The sequence below is a fragment of the Erythrobacter sp. R86502 genome, from assembly GCF_042466465.1.
In the GTDB taxonomy this organism is placed as follows: Bacteria; Pseudomonadota; Alphaproteobacteria; order Sphingomonadales; family Sphingomonadaceae; genus Erythrobacter.
The window spans coordinates 513,979-531,526 of record NZ_JAXHCJ010000001.1 but is presented as its reverse complement, the minus strand read 5'-3'; the positions used below and the strand labels follow the sequence as shown (position 1 = coordinate 531,526).

Below are 17,548 nucleotides of genomic sequence, written 5' to 3'. Positions count from 1 at the left end.
TGGGCACCGCCGGAAGATTGATGGGGGTGTGGTTGAGGTCAGCGCGCCACGGACGACCGCAGCGCCGAGGGCAGCGTCACGGCGGAGTATGGTGCTCGCTCCGCAGAAAGCTCGAGCAGGTCATCGACCTCGCCTGCCATCGCTTCGATGCCACGCTCGATCTCGAGTGCCGGCCGCATCGCCACAGAGACTAACCGGCCGGCACGCAGCTGCCAGCCGTGACGGTGATCCGCGGATACCAGAACAACCGGCTGTCCGGGGCCAAACCGCGCCGGCTCGACCGTCCTGGCGATGGTGACCTTGCCGACGGTGGTGATCAGCGAGAGATAGCGCCGGATCGCACCGCTGCGCTGCCGCTCGCTCACGGCAATGAGGTAGTCGACCCCGGCAGCGCCTGCAGCGCGCCCCAGGCTATCGAAGGTCCCGTCGCCTTCATCGGCCAACATGGCTGCAACGCGAAAGTGCGTGCCGACCGGAAACGGTAGCAGGCCCATCAACTTTGCCAACGCTGCGGCCAAGGCACGTTGCAGAGCGACCTCTGGGTGGTTCAATTTCATATTCTTTCCTTTCGATGTGGACCCGCCACGCGAAAGGACTTTTTCCTCCCCACGGCCGGATCACCGGCCCTTGCTACCCCTAACGCCTACATCCTCGCGCGCCGGAGGCCTCGGTCGCGCGCCATGCCGCGCTGGCTGCTTAGGCAGCCGCGCAGTTATCGAAAGTTTCCGACAACCCTAACGGAGCGTCCAAGGCCTCGCGAAGGCCGCTCCACATCCTGGCTCTGCCGGACACTGCCTGCGGGCTACACCCCGGAGCCTGCGAAGGGGCGCCTCAAAGGTGGATGAATAAAGTGCGTCCACCTTTGAGGTATTGCGCCTGTAAACACATCTGCCCCTGCGGATGTGTTTGCGGTATTGCGCCTAAAAATTATGGGCGTTGGAGCCACCAAGTGGCCTTTTTGGGTGAAAAATGCCCTGCACGTTTTCCGCATCGATTCGAAAACGTGGGGTTTGTGTAGCCACACATTCGATCGGACACCGCTAATCAGGCTTGAGAATGTCGATTTCTTCGATCATTCTTATCTATACACGGTCGCAATCTGGCCGAATGCACGCTTGCGGCATCATTCTCTATGTGGGATCCGAGCGATCAATTACGGAAAGCACGTTTTCCGCATCATTCTGGAAGGATGCCTCAATTAGCGGATTTGCACGTTATCGGCATCATTCGTAAATTGCCAATCCAGCCTCTCGATCGCCAACGCCGTTGTCACGTTTTCCGCATCATTCCGAAAAACGCTGTAGTAAGCGATTGCCAGCTCGCGCGTTTACTGCATCATTCCTCAGGCGGGATTGAGCCATCACCGGCCAAAATGCACGTTTTTCGCATCAATCCCCATGAATAAGTTTACTTCTGATGGGCGGCTATGGCAAAATACGTTTTCAGCATCACATATTTTTGAGCTGAGTTCGCTGTCGGATAACGTGCCCGACCCCTATAATGGTCGTATCGGCCCCGCTCGTGGGTCGAATTGCACGTTTTCCGCATCATTCGCTTGAGTACTCAGCGCAGCTGGCTGTACTCGGATTTAGTCGTTGGAAGGTCAATTCATGGAACCTGAGACCACCCCTGAGACACCGGATAGCTCGCACGGCGATGCTGCCTCAAATTCCGTATCACCGGTAATTCCGACGAAGGACACCCACGCTTCGGGCTCCGCTGCATCAGGTGAGGACATCGATGACGGGTCGCTTTCTGCCTCGGCGAAGTCGAAGTCCGAGTATGCGAGGGATGCCAGGGACCGTGAGAGGTTCATGGCCTGGCTGGGGCTGGACGATGATGAAGCGATTGAGCTTTATCATCGTATGCGAATGTCGCAGATACCATCCGAGCATGCTTTGCTTGGTGCGACCGCTGAAGACCGCCTCACGCGCATGAAGGAAGCGCTTGAGGCGAGGCTTCGATCGTTACCACGCTTCACCTACCCTGAGTTTCGTAGCCGGCTTCAAATCGGTCAGCGCGTGAAGATAACGTCGGACCTGTTTAACATCGTCCCGGAAGATGCTGATGAGCTGGCGAAGATGGCCTTGCTGTCAGGTGAAATGATCACTCGGATGATCGACAGGATTGACGAGCAGATGGCTCTTCATCTGGAGATTGTCGATCGCCTCGAAGCCGTTCGAAGGGTCGAGGAAAAGGCTATCGCGTCACCTCCGGTTTGGGCGCTCGAGATGGCTCGAATGATTGAAGGCCTCGGCTTTGATCGCCTTTCGATCCGCTCGAAAGGGAAGCATATTGTTGATGATATAAGACAGGTCCTGAAGCAGCACGGAAGTCCGTCCGAAGATACCGCTGACATGTTTGATCGCCTAGCTGACAGATTGGCGCAGAGCATCGAAGGCGCACCGGATGATGATGATTTGAAGGCGGATACGCCGGCTATCATTGACGACGATGCGGTGTTCCCGATGGAATCCGTGATCCCACGGGAGTTCGCGCCTGATGTTCCGTCACCGCGCTTAAAATCAGTGGTAAATAATGTTCTGTCAGGACGCATGGTTGAAGCGTTCTTTGCTGGTGAGGTCGGAGCCAAGACGGCTTCTGAGCCGAGCCCTGATGAGCCGCGTTCTGGTGGCTTTGCTGTAATTGAAGGGCTGGATAACGCGTTTAGGTTCGAGGGTATCTACAGCCAGTTCGAACGTGGTGAGGCATCTCCGCTGAATGCTTCTTGGATGGCGCGCATCGAGGAGCGAGAGGGCTTCGGCATGACAGAAGTTATGCTGAGGGATGGCATTCTCCCCGACGCGGCATGGTTCCGTTATGAGGTTGCGCATGGCGATTATGTGCTGGTGCAGATGCGGGGTGCATCTAACCTGTTGCCGCCTTTTAGGGATGCGGCAGGATTGGCCACCATAGGTTCCGGTATGACATCCGGCATGCTTCCGCCTTATGCGTCGATGGCGCAATATGGCGAGATGGTGGGAGCCTCCGAGACGGAGTTTCGAAGCTTGGAAGCATGGGATGCTCCGGGCATGGGCCCGGTTCATTTGCAGCCTGCGGTTCTGAACGGGAACCACGGTGATCCGGTTCAGGCCTATGAGGTCATGAAGCGTGCAGTAGACATCCATCTGTCGAATGTGTTGGGCGCTGGCAAGTCTGCCCGCATATCGCCACTGGCGCATGATCACATGGCGAGGTTCTGGCTGTTCCTAGTCGTCGGCCGGATGCGTTGCTCGCAGCTTGAACAGTTGTGGCCGGACGGGTTCTTCCACGGTGTGGAAGGGCATGATGTTGGGCTCGGCAATGATGGGCATCTGCGTTTGCTGCGGATGAACAAGGGCTCGATTGAAGCGTCGATCGTTTAGAATCTTGTCCGCTTTAGCGGATGAGCAGGTGGCCCTCCAACATCCATCAGCGGGTTGGCACCGAAAAGGCGCTTATCTCAAATTATGGTCTGCTCATCGGCGCATCAACCAGCTCTTCCAGAAACAGTGCGATGAGGCCGGTCTGTGCATCCACCCCGGCTTTAGCGTAGACCCGTGCCAACTGAGCTCGGATTGTGCCGGTTGCTGAACCGCGCAGCGCAGCGATCTGGGCGATGTCGCAGCCCTTTATGGCAAACAGCGCCACATCGGCTTCGGCCGGGGTAAGCGCCCATTCCTCGAAGCGCAGGCGCACGAGTTCGGCCAGCGCGCCTTTGGCGGCCGCTATGGCCGTTTCATCACGCCGCGCCGACGCGATCAGGCCGCGCACCTGCAACGCGCCGAGCACGACGGCGGCAAGCAGGGCAAAGGCCGCCATCGCCTCGATAAGCAAATGTACGCCAATCCCTTCGGCCATGATATCTGCCGCCAGATCGGCGATGAAGAACGCGGCGGCCAGGGCCTGCAAGGCCACCAGGATCGTTATCCCGGTTGCCTTGCGTTCCAGTTTGCGGGCACGTGTCTGCATCTGACCTGCCTATCGCTGCAGCGGCAGCATCGCCACAAGAACCTGCCGCCCGCTCCGGCGGGTTTCGAACAGCACGCCTGCCAGATGCAGCAGGATCAGCAGATAGAGCAGGTTGGCGGCCGTCTCATGCACTTCGCCCAGCAGGCCTTCTTCTTCCTCGCCGCCCTCGTCATGTTCCTCGCCGTGTTGGTCAGAGCGCACCAACTCGGTCGCACCGCGCTGCCCGGCGTCATTGTCGGCGAGGTTGATCGGTGGCGGACCTGCCATGGCAATGCCGGTGGCAATGATCGTCAGCAGGCAACCCCAGATCGCATAGACCATGAAGGCACCCAACGGATTGTGAGAAGCGTGCTGGCTGGACCGCCCGGTACGGATTTCTCGCAGGTGGGCCAAGGCCTTGCGGGGGCTGGGCCAGAAGGCATTAAAGCGGGCTTCGCCAGGTCCAATCAGACCCCATAGCAAGCGCAGGCCAAGGATCGCGGCTAAGCCATAGCCTACCCAGATATGAAGGCCTGAGCCTTCCTCGGTGAAAACGGCATTGGCGAGCACGGCGATCGCAATTGACCAGTGGGTGATCTTGACCACGGGATCCCAGCGGCGGCGGATCGATGGTGCAGTGGTGTTCATGGCAGTGCCTCCTATCAAGGCGCCCGGCCCCGTCTTTGTCGAAGGGGCTGAAAGCGCACCGGCAGGCAAGAGGTGGAGCACTGCAGCACGCACAACCATTGGCGCACCGCTTACATCAGGAAGATAAGCAGTAGCTTATGCGCCAATTGCGGAGGTCAGGAGCCTCAGACGCTGACGCCGAAGAGCCAACCGACCGCGGCTGTGATGGCCATTGCGAAGATGCCCCAGCCGAGCACGCGCAGGACTGCCGGCACGATCGGCGCCGCGCCGGCCTTTGCTCCGAGAGCACCCAAGATCGCCAAAGACAGCACCGACACGATCAGCACGGACAGGATGATGGCCGAAGGAGGCGCAAAAAATGCCGCGATGACGGGGATCGCCGCTGCCACGCTGAAGGTCGCACCTGAAGCCAGGGCGGCTTGCAACGGACGGGCTGCAAGATGATCGGACAGACCCAATTCGTCCCGCACATGGGCGGCAAGTGGATCATGCGCGGATAGCTCCCGCGCAACGATAGCCGCAGTCTCGGCGCTGAGGCCGCGGCTCTGGTAGATTGCGGCAAGCTCAGCCTCCGGCGTCAGCGACAGCGCCTCTTGTTCGCGCTTGATGTCCGCTTGCTCCGAATCGCGCTGGGACGAGACCGAAATATACTCGCCAGCTGCCATCGACATAGCGCCTGCGACCAGTGCCGCCACGCCCGCGACGAGGATTGCCCGTGGTTCGGGGGTCGCCGCCGCCACCCCGAGGATCAGCGACGAGACCGAAACAATCCCGTCGTTGGCCCCCAACACGGCTGCCCGCAGCCACCCGGTGCGCTGAACATAATGCGGGTCGTCGGGATGCGTGCTCGTGGAGCTCATGGTTGCCTTCCCTCGTCCGCCGCAACTGCGCGGGGGCGTGTCCTGCTGTCGGACGAACCATAGCGGAAAACAAGGGGTGGCGTATGATCCCTCGGTTTTGCGGTCCTGCGCGTTCTTGGGTCCGCGCCGCCAACATGACAGAGCTGAGTCTGCCGCCCTATATCCAGCCGGCGGCCCAGGCGATGGCAACGGCCGCAGGCACCAGCAGGATTTGTGCCAGCACTGTTCCTGCCAACCGGCTCAACGACACCCACACCATCGCGCGGCGGAAGGTCGCCTCGCTTACGCTGCCATCGACCACATCGTCGGTCAGCGCCGAGATTTGCGGGTCGATCAGCGCGAACAGCAGGATCGTGGCAAAGCCGTTGACGATCGCGGTCATCTGAGAGGCAGTGACGCGGAATTCAGGCATCAGGTATCCGGCATAAAGCGACGCGATCACGCCGACCGCCAGCAACCCTTGGGCAAGCGCGTTGGCGATCAGCACCCGCCAGCTGACCCCGCGCGGGCGCTTGATCGCCCGCACCGTGCCGGCAGACGGCAAGGCGACTGATTGCCTGATTGTCCGCAGCCCCGCCGGCGAGACCGAGCGCAGCAACAGCCGCGCGGTCGAACGGTTGGCCTGAAAATACACGATCGCCGCGGCAAACACCCGCTGCCCGGTCGGCACCAGCACGATCCCCAGCGCGACCGATGCCGCCGCCGATGCCAGCACCAGCCGCAGGTCCAGCAGCAGCGCCTCGCCCCCGCCGTTCGCTAAAGCCGTCTCGATCCGCTTGGCGAGGAACGGCCCCATAAATCCGTTCGAGGTGCGTGACACCAGCAGCAGCACGTTGAACAGCGCAAAGCTCAATGCGATCCGCCCGGTGCGCACGCCGGCGATCCGCGCGGCGTATGCGAGCGCGCCGATCAGGTTGATGACGCCCGTCAGAGCGCAGATCGCGATCAGTTCGGTATCCATGCCGGTGCTCCTGCCGGCCTAGATGATCGGCCACGCGCTGATGATGCTGTAAGCACTGGTGACGATCAGCACCAGCGACACCGCAATCAGCAGGGCCCGCGGGCGGACCCGGCTCGCCAGCATGGCGCCGAACGGCGCAGCGATCACCCCTCCGATAATCAGCCCAACGGTGATCGCGGTGAAGGCGGCGAAGCCCAACGTGGCGATAAACGCGATCGAGATCGACAGCGTCAGCAGGAATTCGGCCGAATTGACCGTGCCGATCACCTTGCGCGGATCGCCGCCCTGAATCAGCAGGTTCGATGTGACCACCGGACCCCAGCCGCCACCACCGGCCGCATCCAGAAACCCGCCTGCCAGCGCTAGCGGGCTGGTGTAGCGCGGGTGCTCGAACCTGGGTTTGGTCATCCGAATTGCCCGCCACAGCAGATAAAAGCCGATCCCGGTCAGATAGATCATCACGAACGGCCGCGCCGCCGAGGCATCGATGGTCGACAACAAATATGCCCCGCTCACCCCACCCAGCACGCCGAAAGGCACGAGCCGCCAGAACAACCCCCAGTCGACATTGCGGTGCCAGATATGGCTCGCCCCCGATGCGCCGGTGGTGAACAGTTCGACCAGATGGACGCTGGCCGAAGCCGTCGCCGGTGGCACGCCGAGCGCGCTCACCAGCAACGTCTGGGTGATCACTCCGAAGGCCATACCCAGCGCTCCGTCGATCATCTGCGCGGCCATGCCGATGGCGATGAACGGAGCAATATCGATCAGGAAGGGGACGAGATCAGGCATGAGGCGGTCCTCTTTGCACGCAATGGCGGTGACTAGAGCGTAATGGCAGCCGTCGCGCCCCAGGTGCGCGGATCGCCCGGAAGCCCTGCAATCAGGCCGGTGTTACCCGGCCCGACAAAAAGCTGCTCGAAATAGTTTTCGTCAAAGGCATTTCTGACCCAGGCGAACAGGTTGAGTCCGCCATCAGTTCGGAAACCCAGCCGGAAATTGGACAGATCGTAGCCTTCGACATTGGTGTAGATCGAAGGCGACGGGTTGGACGAAAAGCCCGACCGGTAGGTGCCGTCATAGCCCAGATAGACCTCGCCTTGTTGACCCAGCACGGTGGCGGACAGATTGCCTTCTGCCCCATAGGAGAACGCCCATTTCGACACGCCCGGCAGACGCTGGCCGGAGATGTCGCAATTAGCCGGGCTGATGCCGCCCGGGGTGCCAGGTGCCGACTGGGTCTGGCCGGGCGCCGCCACGGTGCCGCCCGACAATTTCGGCGGGCACGGCGCATCGGTGAAGCTTTCATACTTGGCATCGGTGTAGGCGGCGTTGGTGTAGGCGGTGAACCGCTGACCCGGCCGGATCGCGAAATCCGCCTCGACCCCTTGCGAGCGCACCTTGCCCGCATTGGCCAGATAGCCGCGCAGCACCCCGAACTGGCCGTTGTTGACCGTCGCCTGATAGTCGCGAATGTCGGTGCGATAGGCGGCGAGGTTCAAGGTCGCGCGGCGATCCCAGAACTGCGATTTGAGGCCCACCTCGAAGTGGTCGACCTTTTCGGGCCGGATCGTCCCGGCCTCGGCGATCGGCACGCCAGCGGCATCGGTCGGCAGCCCGTTCTGGTTGATCCCGATGGTCTTGAAGCTCTTGGCATAGGTTCCGTAGGCCAGCACATCGGGCGCCAGTTCATAGGATGCGGTGAGATCGTAGGTCAGGTTCCAGTCGCTGTCCGAAGGCGCGCTGGTCTGCGGGGTGAATACCCCTAGCTGCGCCCGCGAACGTGTATCGGTTTCCGCTCCGGTCAGCTCCACCCCGGTGCCGGCGAACACGCGGCGCTGGTAGAAGCCCGACTTCTTGTCGTAATTGAGCCGGGCGCCGGGCTGGATGGTGAAGGCATCGGTGACCTTCCAGCTGAGCTGTCCGAACAGCGCGGCGCTGGTGCTTTCGAGCACCTGCGTGTTGCGCGCGGTCAGCCCGTCGAGCACACCGGGATCGAGCGACAGCGGGTTATTGGGCGCGATGTTCCAGCGGCTGGCGGCGCGACCTTGCGCTTCGGTCCCTTGCGTATCGATCCGCTGATCGAAGGCGAAGGCGCCCAGCACAAAGTCGAACTTGTCTCCGGTGTAGGCGTAGCGGAACTCCTGCGTGATCTGGTCCTGTTGCGACGGGTTTTGCGACAGCGCAACGATCGACAGACCGGTGAAGTCGCGGTCGTTTTCGGGCTTCCAGTCCCAGATGCGATAGGCGGTGACCGACGTCAGCGTGCCCGGCCCGACATCCCAGGTGATCTTCAGCGCCGCGCCGGCGATGACGTTGCCGGCGTTAAGATTGGAATCGAGGTCGGTGACCCGATCGAAGGGGTTTGTCGATGGCGGGGCGTAATTCTGCGCCGCGGCGAGCGCGGCGAACTGGCGGTTGAGCGGCCGCTGCGTGGCGCCGGTGCCGACGAACACCGATCCGCAGCACACCGCATCCTGCTTGTTGTAATCGCCCACCAGCTTGATCTTCAGCGTATCGGTGGGCTCCCACAGGAGCTGCGCGCGCAGGCCGATATTGTCGAGGCTCTGGATGTTCTCGCCGGTCACGTCGTTGCGGATCGTGCCGTTACGACTGGTGCCTGAAAAGGCGATGCGCGCTGCCACATTCTCCGACAGCGGGCCGGACACCGCAAGGCGCGCCTGCTGGAAGTTGAAATTGCCGATGCTGACCTCAGCCCGGCCTTCAAAATCGAAGGTCGGCTGGTTGGTCTGGATGTTAATCGCGCCCGCCGTGGTGTTCTTGCCATAGAGCGTGCCTTGCGGCCCGCGCAGCACTTCGATCTGCGCAACATCGAGGAAGTCGAACGTGGCCGAGGCAACGCGCGAATAATAGACGTCGTCCACATAGATGCCGACGCCCTGTTCGAACCCGTCACTGGTCAGGCCGAACGGCACGCCCAGTCCGCGGATGTTGACCGCGGTGTTTCGCGGGTTCGAGGAATAGAATTGCAGCGTTGGCGCCAATTGCTGCAGCCGGTTCACATTGAACGCTCCCGTCTCGTCCAACTGCTTCGCGCCGAGAACCGACACGGCAATCGGAATGTCCTGGGCACTTTCGGAACGGCGGCGGGCGGTGACGATGATGTCATTGGTCTCAGGCTCCTGTTCGGCGGTGGTATCGGAAGTCGGCGATGCAACTTCGTCCTGCGCGGCCAAGGGGGCGGGAAGCAGCGCGGTCAGGCTTGCGCCGAGCAGCATGGCGCTGCGGTTGGAAAACGGATACATGGTCTCGCCTTTGCAAGCGGGCATGCATCCGGTGGTCCGGTCTGCTCGTCCCTGGTGATGTGTGGTGGGGGTGGGGAACGGTGCCGATCAATCGGTCAGCCGCTTCCTTTCGGTCACGTCGATTTGCATGACCTTGCCGTCATGCACGGTCAGCTGGATTGCGCCGTAGCGCAGACGCCCAAGCGCCTCGCTGACCAGCGCCAGCGCATCGGGCAAAATACCGCCTGCGCCAGATTGTTTCTCGTCACGGTCCATAAGCGGGCCTTTCGTTGCACGGATTCGATCCGCAACGAGAGAGTTAAACTCAAGTGATTTGATTGACAATAGACGTTGTGAGCAGAATTTCTGTCTGGCGTTGAAAGGTGGGGTTTGTGCGCCAAGGCGAATTCATGGGCCAGCTAGGCCTCGTCCTCAGTGAAGGCCGGCACCAGTGTGATGGGATCGGACAAGCGGATCTCATCGAGGATTTGCGCAGTCCGGTCGCGCACATCCAGCAGCAAGGCGCGTGTCCGGCACTCGCCTTCTTCAAGGCAGTTCTTGCACTTCTCATGAGCAAAGCGACTGGCGCACGGCACCAAGGCCAAGCTGCCTCGCATGTGCCGGATCAGATCGCCATAGGTGATGTCCACCGGCGGTATGGCGAGCCAGTAACCTCCGTCGCGCCCACGCAGCGACTCAACGAGCCCCGCACGGGTGAGCTCAGACAGGATCACGGTGAGAAACTTGGCGGGGATATTCTGTTCGTCTGCAATGGCGGCGAGCTGCACTGGCCCCTCGCCATAGCGATCGGCAAGGTGCTGCATTGCGCGTATGGCGTAGCGGGTCTTCTGGGACAGCATCGCGGATTGTCTATCGGACGGGTAGGCATAGCGGTCAAGCCGCTCTGCATTCTCAAGTAAGGTTGGACGGCAGGAACGGGTCAAAGCCGCCACGCCGCTTTCAGGACATTGCCACGGTACCGCCTAGGACCTTTAGTGGGTGGATTGGCGAATGGCGGCTATCGCCGCCTCCGCACCCTACTGGTCCAGCACATCAGGTTGCGCCTTGGCAGCGCGCTCGGTCTCGACTGCCGCTCGAGCGATATCATTATAAACCCGCCTCGCTGACGAGTTTCGGGAAGCGTTATACAGCTCCGCCACCAGCGCTCGATCAAACGATGTCATCTCGGCAGGCGGTTCAGCGTCGGTGAACAAGGTGAGAATCGTGGGGGCTGCGATCGCGTCTTCTGCCGAAGGCGCAGAGGTGCCGATGAGAGTGCGCACAGTCGCATAATCTGCCAGTTGCGCGAGAGTTAAACCATGCGCCGCTTCGCGCGAGATCAGCACTGCGGCCCCGGTAATCTCGGTAGTGACGATCGGGTCAGAAGAGTTGAAAGCCTCGACTTCCGCATATTCTGGGAAACGAGCCTGGTCTCCGAAGCGCACGCGGAACGCTCTTCCGTTGACATCACGAACAGCTACCCGGTTCCATGCACGAACCGGCCCTACCTCCCTCAAAACTTGCTCCTGCTGGTATCCGGCGAGGTGCGCGATTGCGGGAGAGTCAGCAGATAGCCAGCGATCCGGCGGGCCGGCCTCAGGCGCCATGAAAGCAACTTTGACTGTCGGAGTGCAATCAGGTTTGTCGTTTGATCCGATGCCGAAGTCTCGGGCATGGTCGCGGATGCGCTGGGCGATAGCCTCGGCTTCGAGGGCTGCAAGGCCTAGCACCTGAACGCATACCGGGTAGAGAAATTTAGCCACCGGCTGCCGCAGCTTCGGAGAACGGACAATCTGCTTGGTGAAATCGCGCAATTCTTCGCGTCGCTCGCTTTCGGTCGGCGGCGGCGTCACGATGATAGTGGTGCCCTCCGGCACTTGCGGCTCAGCAGATTGCGTGAGTTCAACCGTCGCGGGCGGCAAGGCTGCCAAGGCAAGCGCGAAGGTGACGGCTTCGAATAACATGAGCCACATCATAACCGTTTAATGATAAACCGTAAATCGGTTACTCTGCACGAAATGTCCGGGATGGGGTCGGTTTCGGAATGGCAGGTTTTTTGTCGGCCAAACGGAATAGCCGCCAAGCCGCTTCCGGGACCGCACACCGGCCCCACTCATGGCCGGATGTGGGTGGTTTCCTGCCATGCGCCAATTCAGAACGGTGCCGGCACCTTGTAAGTCAATGTAACCATCTCAAGTTCACCGTTTGCCCCGAAAACGGCCTCGATATCCCAGTAGCGCTTTCCCAGTCCGTCAGGCGCATATGAAAGCCGATAAGGCTGGCGGACTTTTGTGTTGGTTTCGACACGAACGACTTTCCATGCGTCCTTGAACGGGAGGTCCACAAAGATTTTGCGGGGCGAAATATCGGCCTCCCCGTAAGATGCCACTGACCCAGCGAGCAGTGTAAATGGCTGAAACTCACCGCCACGCAGGGCCTCCTGACTTTTTTCAAGCGAAGCAATAATCGAAGCGGCTTCTTCTGGGGTTAGTCCGTTCAATTGCTGCTGTTGCGCCGAAGCAGAAGTCTGGATGCCAAGTCCAAGTAGAATGGCAGCCGTTAATTTTATTTTGCTCATATCGACCCCTAGTTTTTCAGACCTGAAAGAAGATTCTCGAACTCGGGATCGTGTGCCAAAGCCAATTCCCGAAATGCGGCGGCAATTTCATTGATCTCTGTTTTTCCAGCGCAGCTGTGCTGCTCTGCGATTAGCTTTTTGCCACCCTTTGCCACGGCAACCTCATAGTTGGCTCCATCGGTGCAGATCACATCCTTGGCTCCGTAGTAGGGCAGAGACGCGAGCTTGTTGATCGAAGCGTCGGTCAGGCGATCCGAAAGCTGCTCAAATTCGTCAAGCGAGATGGCAATCTCGTTCCGCCTTGTCACGATGACTGGGCTGCCGGGGTCCCAACGATATCCAGATATATTCATGAACCACCCGTCATCGGTGCGGTAAATCATGACCTGTTGCGATGCGGGACCGGGTGACAGGCTTGCCCGGTAGGTGATCGAATACGCCGTATTTCCTGCGAGATACGGGTCACAGGCATCCAACAGATGATACTCGGGCGTTGATCTGACATCAGCACAGGAAATCTCGCTGGCGCCGCCCGCCGCAAGTGACAAAAAAACCCGCAAGGACAATCCCGATCATGACGCACATCCCCTTCGACCTTAGGTGATTTATTGATCGTCCGATATGAACTCCACATGACAGAATGGTTCGGGCAAGGATGGCATCAACGACCAGCCCATCGCCCATCCAACTCCAATGACCGATGTGGGGTCGGTTTCAGCAAGGCAGGATTTTTCCAGAAGCGATGCAGAGCTGCCATACCGCTTTCAGGGTCGCGCATCGGCCCCGCTTATGGCTGCTGGTGGGTGGAAAACTGAATAGCTGCTTTCTGGCCGATTTCCTGGGTCTTTCTTGAATAATATCCCATAAATTTAAGCGTTGCCGCTTATGGTAGGTGGCACACGGTTACATTGCCCCTGCATTCGGGGATATCAAACTGGCGTGGCCCGACCATCACTCTCTACGCAAATTCGCGGGTGTTGTTGTAAGCCGTTTCCCGACAATTCTTGCATAATTGAGAAGCCTCGAACGCGCTGTCAGGGAAATTCTCAATGCTGCCCAGAGCCGATTGGCTGCAGAACCTCCGGTTCTCAAGCAAGATTACAGGCTTGGTTATCCTGTCACTTGTGCTGCTTGCGCTGGCGACCGTGGTTGTCATGCAATTCGTTCTCAGTTCCTCAGCCAGTAGCGATGCGCAGGAGCGTCAGGAAACAAATATGCGGGTCGCCTGGGATGTGCTGGGCCAATACGGGGATGACTTTTCGGAGCAGGCCGGCAAGCTGTATATCGGTGATCGCAGCCTTGATGGATTTTACGAGCCGGTCGACCGCATCAAGACACTGGTCGGGGGCACCGCAACGGTGTTTCATCTCGACACCCGGATCACCACCAACGTCATGAAGCCCGATGGATCGCGCGCGGTCGGCACCAAGCTTACCGACCCTGCGGTGCGCGATGCAGTGCTGGTGCGCGGCGTGCCGTTTCGCGGGGAAGCCGATATTCTCGATGTGCCCTATTTCACCGCTTACGACCCGATTAAGGATCGCAGCGGGAAGGTGATCGGGGTGCTTTACACCGGCATCCCCAAAGCGGAATTCCTAGCCGCGGTCAACACAGCGATGCTGACGATTGCAGCGGTCAGCCTGATCGTTACTGCACTGGTGGGCTTTGCTGCCTACATGGTCCTCAACCGGACGTTTGGACCGCTGGCGCAATTGTGCAGCCTGCTGGACCGGCTGCGGCAGGGAGAGACCGGCTTTTCGGTCGACGGCGTGCAGCGTCAGGACGAGGTCGGTATAATCGCCCGCGCCATCGCCGCCTTCCGCGAAGCAATCGTCACCCGCGAACGTGACGAGGCGGCGCAGCGCGAGGTTGTGGCGATGATCGGGAAGAGCCTTGGCGAAATTGCTGGAGGTGATCTGACCGTCGCGATCACGACGCCGTTTCCCAAAGCCTACGAACCTATCCGCCAAGATTTCAACCGCGCGACCGAGGCGCTGGGCGCGGCGATGGCCAAGGTGGTTACATCCAGCCGGGCGATCAACACAGGCGCGGGCGAGATCAGTCAGGCCTCTGATGATCTGGCGCAGCGCACAGAACGTCAGGCCACCAGCCTTGCTGAGACGGCAGCCGCGATGGACAAGATCACCGCCGGCGTGCGCGATTCGGCGCGCAATGCTGGGTCCGCACGCGACACCATTGATCAGACCCGCAACGATGCCGAACACTCGGCGCAGATGGTGGCCAACGTGATCGAGGCGATGCGGGCGATCGAAACCGCCTCGGGCGAGATTTCGCAGATCATCTCGGTGATCGATAGCATCGCCTTCCAGACCAACCTGCTGGCGCTCAACGCCGGGGTCGAAGCGGCCCGCGCGGGGGAAGCGGGCAAGGGATTTGCTGTGGTCGCCTCCGAAGTGCGCTCGCTCGCGCAGCGTTCGGCGGAAGCCTCGGGAGACGTCAAGGCCCTGATTTCGGGATCGGCGCAGCAGGTTGAAGGCGGGGTCAAGCTGGTCAACGAAGCCAGCGAGGCGCTGACCCGGGTGTTCGGCAGGATCGACGAAATCAGCGCCGCTGTCCGCTCGCTCGCTCAGGCAGCCGAACAGCAGTCAGCCAGTCTCCAGCTAGTCAACACGTCCGTGTCCGACATGAACTTGGTGACCCAGCAGAACGCTGCAATGGTGGAAGAGGCGACCGCCGCTGCGCGCAGTCTGGCTGGCGAGGCCGATCTGCTGTCGCAGGAAATGGGGCGGTTCCATATCGGGCAGGGTGGCGGCATGGCGATGCCGGTTGTGCCGCCCGCTGCGCCAGTGCACCGCCTGCCCCCGCCCCGCACCCAGCCCCGCCCCGCGCGCACCGTCGCTTCTGCTGCCGCAGCCGCTTCGACCATCCCGGATGACAGCGACTGGTCCGATTTCTGAAGGATGCCCTGAGGGGCGCCCCATCACCAAGGATTTTGCCATGAACCTGCAAACCCTTCAGCCCCGGCATCGGGCCACCCTGATCGCGTGTGCTTCGATTGTCGCAGCCGCCATTCCGGCATCCCCGGCGGTTGCCGAAGACATCACTTTGAAGCCGCTGGCCGACATCCGCCTGCAGCTTGAAACGCTGGAGGTGGATAACCTACCGGAGCCTTCGGAAGCGACCACAGTGCGCGTGCGCGGCGGCGTCGAACTTGCCGCTGGCCGGTTCATCGCCCGGCTGGAAGGGCAAGGTAATTTCGCGCTGGTCGACAATTATGCAGACGGCCTCAACAGCCTGACCGATCGCCCGATCATCCCCGATCCCGAAAATGCCGCCATCTATCAGGCCTATCTGCGCTACTCCGCGCCCAGCGTCACGGCGACGGTAGGGCGGCAAGAGATTGATCTTGATGACGCCCGCTTTGTCGGCACCGCACCGATCCGCCAGAACGCCCAGAATTTCGATGCGCTGCGGGTGAAGTGGACCGGGATCAAGGATCTGACCGTCGATGTCAGCTATGCGTGGTCGTTCCGTCCGTTCTGGGGCCGGGACGGGTTCGGCTCCCGCCCGGAAGAGGTCGATGGCAACAACATCTTCGTGAATGTCGCCGCCCAGACCGGGATCGGCACGCTGGCCGGATTTGCCTATGTGGCCGATCTTGACGATCCGAGGGCGCAGTCGTTCCGCCTGTCGAGCCAGACCTACGGGCTGCGGCTGACCGGCAGCCGGACAATCACGGAAGGCGTTAGCCTCGCCTATCTTGCCAGCTACGCACGCCAGTTCGATGCCGGGCGCAATCCCAACGATTACGCCGCCGATTACGCCGCGCTGGAAGGCACGGCGGTGATGGGAGAGTGGCGGCTTGGCGCGGGTTTCGAGATGCTGGGCGCGGATGATGGCACCGCGTTTGCTTCGTTCCAGACGCCGTTCAGTTCGGGGGTCAAGTTCCTTGGCCTGGCCGGACGTTTCTTGCCGACCCCGCCTGACGGCGTGCGAGATTACTACGGCACGCTCCACTACAAGGCGGGCGATGTCGGGCCGCTGAGCGATGTGAACCTGAAGGCCGTGCTGCACCACTTCACCAGCGATAGGGAATTGCGGATCTATGGGGACGAGCTTGATCTGATGGCCAGTGGCAAGCTGGGTGCGACGCTGCTGACCCTGCGCTACGCTGGTTATCGCGAGCGCGGCTTTTCTGCCGATACGCAGCGCTTCATGTTGCAACTCGAATGGAAATACTGAACGGAAATGCTTCTCGATTTGGCGCGGCTAATGGCGGATGGACTGATTAAGCTGACCGTGCGATTTGGGCTCCTCAAACGACCGATTTGGGGTCGGTTTCGGAATGGCAGGTTTTTTGTCGGCCAAACGGAATAGCCGCCATGCCGCTTCCTGGACCGCACACCGGCCCCACTCATGGCCGGATGTGGGTGGAAATTTGCCAGTCTGCCTCCGGCTCAGCGAAAGCTAAACATCGTCGGCCGAAACAAGCCGCAGCCGTTCTTGCGCGCCAACGCCGTCTTTGCTCGCATAAGTCTCGCTACGGACGGGGTGGTCGGCATCTGACAGATCGAACCAGAGGTCGTGCTGGTGGGATTCAGAGGCTGGCTCAAGGTCGGTAACATCGCGAAGGGTGAAGTGCAGCCCGCCGGTGCCTATGCCCGCCAGCTCAAGGCGCGGCTGATTGCCTTGAGGGCAATAATGTGTTGCGAGCAAGCTTCTGCCATCGCGATGGTATAGTGTGAGAGAGTGAGGCTGTCCGCGCACTCGCCAACTCTCAACCAATACGCTGTCACCTGCCGTCAGATAGAATTGGATGCGAAGCGGGCTCTGAGGATTGTCTGCGGGTCGCCAGACACCGACCATCCGGGTGAGCTGCGAGAACGCTTCTTCTGCGTTGGTTACTGTCTGTTCGGTGCGAGATCCAGCCATATCTGACTGCGCCGATGCTGGTCCGATCAATTGAATGAGGATGATGAGAGCAGCCAAGAACCGCATGGAACCTCCTAGTAACCATCACCATGCGGTAGGGGGAATACGACCGCAATGGGGTCGATAGCTGACGGACAGGAAATTTTCGCGAACCGGGCATAGCCGACGCAGCCCTTGAACGATCGCCGAAGCGGCTGGCTGGCGACTGAATGAGCTATGTTAGCGGGCCGGTCACGACCCCCTGATCTCGTTCGCCGATCAGTCCGCAGTCCCGCCCGCATTCGGCCCTTGCAGCCGGATTCATCGTATGTCACATGCCTGTGCACACGCCGGTTTCGGCGTGCTGCAACCCGCGGTTTTCCGGGCTTTGCGGGTGGTCGGAAAAGTGGACTCGCATCCTGTCTACCGATCCAAAACGAAGAGCGGTTCAATC

The 17,548-nt window shown here is 60.7% G+C and carries 16 protein-coding genes; 3 read left to right on the top strand and 13 right to left on the bottom strand.

Annotated features, from left to right (window positions below):
- Positions 1-38: 38 nt before the first annotated feature.
- The gene (locus SJY33_RS02470; RefSeq protein ID WP_379920951.1) at positions 39-557 is read right to left on the bottom strand and encodes a hypothetical protein; all 519 of its coding nucleotides are present in this window, start codon (positions 555-557) and stop codon (positions 39-41) included.
- Positions 558-1,610: 1,053 nt separating this feature from the next.
- Between SJY33_RS02470 and SJY33_RS02465 the strand changes: the two genes are divergently transcribed.
- Positions 1,611-3,365 (top strand): hypothetical protein, encoded by a 1,755-nt coding sequence (locus SJY33_RS02465; protein WP_379920949.1) that lies wholly within the window; start codon positions 1,611-1,613, stop codon positions 3,363-3,365.
- An 82-nt stretch (positions 3,366-3,447) separates the two neighbouring features.
- Here SJY33_RS02465 and SJY33_RS02460 read toward each other — a convergent pair whose 3' ends face one another.
- From SJY33_RS02460 to SJY33_RS02410, 11 genes are all read right to left on the bottom strand, one after another.
- A complete protein-coding gene (locus SJY33_RS02460) occupies positions 3,448-3,951 on the bottom strand; it encodes a helix-turn-helix transcriptional regulator (RefSeq protein WP_379920948.1) in 504 nt (167 codons plus the stop codon).
- A 9-nt stretch (positions 3,952-3,960) separates the two neighbouring features.
- The gene (locus SJY33_RS02455) at positions 3,961-4,578 is read right to left on the bottom strand and encodes a cytochrome b/b6 domain-containing protein (RefSeq protein ID WP_379920947.1); all 618 of its coding nucleotides are present in this window, start codon (positions 4,576-4,578) and stop codon (positions 3,961-3,963) included.
- Between the two features lie 164 nt (positions 4,579-4,742).
- The gene (locus SJY33_RS02450; RefSeq protein ID WP_379920946.1) at positions 4,743-5,438 is read right to left on the bottom strand and encodes a VIT family protein; all 696 of its coding nucleotides are present in this window, start codon (positions 5,436-5,438) and stop codon (positions 4,743-4,745) included.
- Between the two features lie 157 nt (positions 5,439-5,595).
- Positions 5,596-6,399, bottom strand: coding sequence for a lipid II flippase family protein (locus SJY33_RS02445; protein WP_379920945.1), 804 nt, complete (start codon positions 6,397-6,399; stop codon positions 5,596-5,598).
- A gap of 18 nt (positions 6,400-6,417) precedes the next feature.
- The gene (locus SJY33_RS02440) at positions 6,418-7,191 is read right to left on the bottom strand and encodes a sulfite exporter TauE/SafE family protein (RefSeq protein WP_379920943.1); all 774 of its coding nucleotides are present in this window, start codon (positions 7,189-7,191) and stop codon (positions 6,418-6,420) included.
- A gap of 32 nt (positions 7,192-7,223) precedes the next feature.
- Complete coding sequence (locus tag SJY33_RS02435; RefSeq protein ID WP_379920942.1) at positions 7,224-9,665, bottom strand: TonB-dependent receptor; 2,442 nt, start codon at positions 9,663-9,665, stop codon at positions 7,224-7,226.
- Between the two features lie 87 nt (positions 9,666-9,752).
- Complete coding sequence (locus tag SJY33_RS02430; protein ID WP_291055151.1) at positions 9,753-9,920, bottom strand: YezD family protein; 168 nt, start codon at positions 9,918-9,920, stop codon at positions 9,753-9,755.
- A 143-nt stretch (positions 9,921-10,063) separates the two neighbouring features.
- On the bottom strand, positions 10,064-10,504 hold the full coding sequence (locus SJY33_RS02425) for an RrF2 family transcriptional regulator (RefSeq protein WP_379920941.1): 441 nt from the start codon (positions 10,502-10,504) through the stop codon (positions 10,064-10,066).
- 177 nt (positions 10,505-10,681) lie between these two features.
- The gene (locus SJY33_RS02420) at positions 10,682-11,608 is read right to left on the bottom strand and encodes a hypothetical protein (RefSeq protein WP_379920940.1); all 927 of its coding nucleotides are present in this window, start codon (positions 11,606-11,608) and stop codon (positions 10,682-10,684) included.
- A gap of 188 nt (positions 11,609-11,796) precedes the next feature.
- Entirely contained in the window at positions 11,797-12,222 is a 426-nt protein-coding gene (locus SJY33_RS02415; protein ID WP_379920939.1) for a hypothetical protein, read from the bottom strand.
- Positions 12,223-12,230: 8 nt separating this feature from the next.
- A complete protein-coding gene (locus SJY33_RS02410) occupies positions 12,231-12,782 on the bottom strand; it encodes a hypothetical protein (protein WP_379920938.1) in 552 nt (183 codons plus the stop codon).
- 489 nt (positions 12,783-13,271) lie between these two features.
- Here SJY33_RS02410 and SJY33_RS02405 point away from each other — a divergent pair, with 489 nt between their 5' ends.
- Positions 13,272-15,140 (top strand): methyl-accepting chemotaxis protein, encoded by a 1,869-nt coding sequence (locus SJY33_RS02405; protein WP_379920937.1) that lies wholly within the window; start codon positions 13,272-13,274, stop codon positions 15,138-15,140.
- 40 nt (positions 15,141-15,180) lie between these two features.
- Positions 15,181-16,425 (top strand): alginate export family protein, encoded by a 1,245-nt coding sequence (locus SJY33_RS02400; RefSeq protein ID WP_379920936.1) that lies wholly within the window; start codon positions 15,181-15,183, stop codon positions 16,423-16,425.
- A 225-nt stretch (positions 16,426-16,650) separates the two neighbouring features.
- Here the strand turns inward: SJY33_RS02400 and SJY33_RS02395 are convergent, their stop codons facing one another.
- Complete coding sequence (locus tag SJY33_RS02395; protein ID WP_379920935.1) at positions 16,651-17,172, bottom strand: hypothetical protein; 522 nt, start codon at positions 17,170-17,172, stop codon at positions 16,651-16,653.
- Positions 17,173-17,548: the final 376 nt, after the last annotated feature.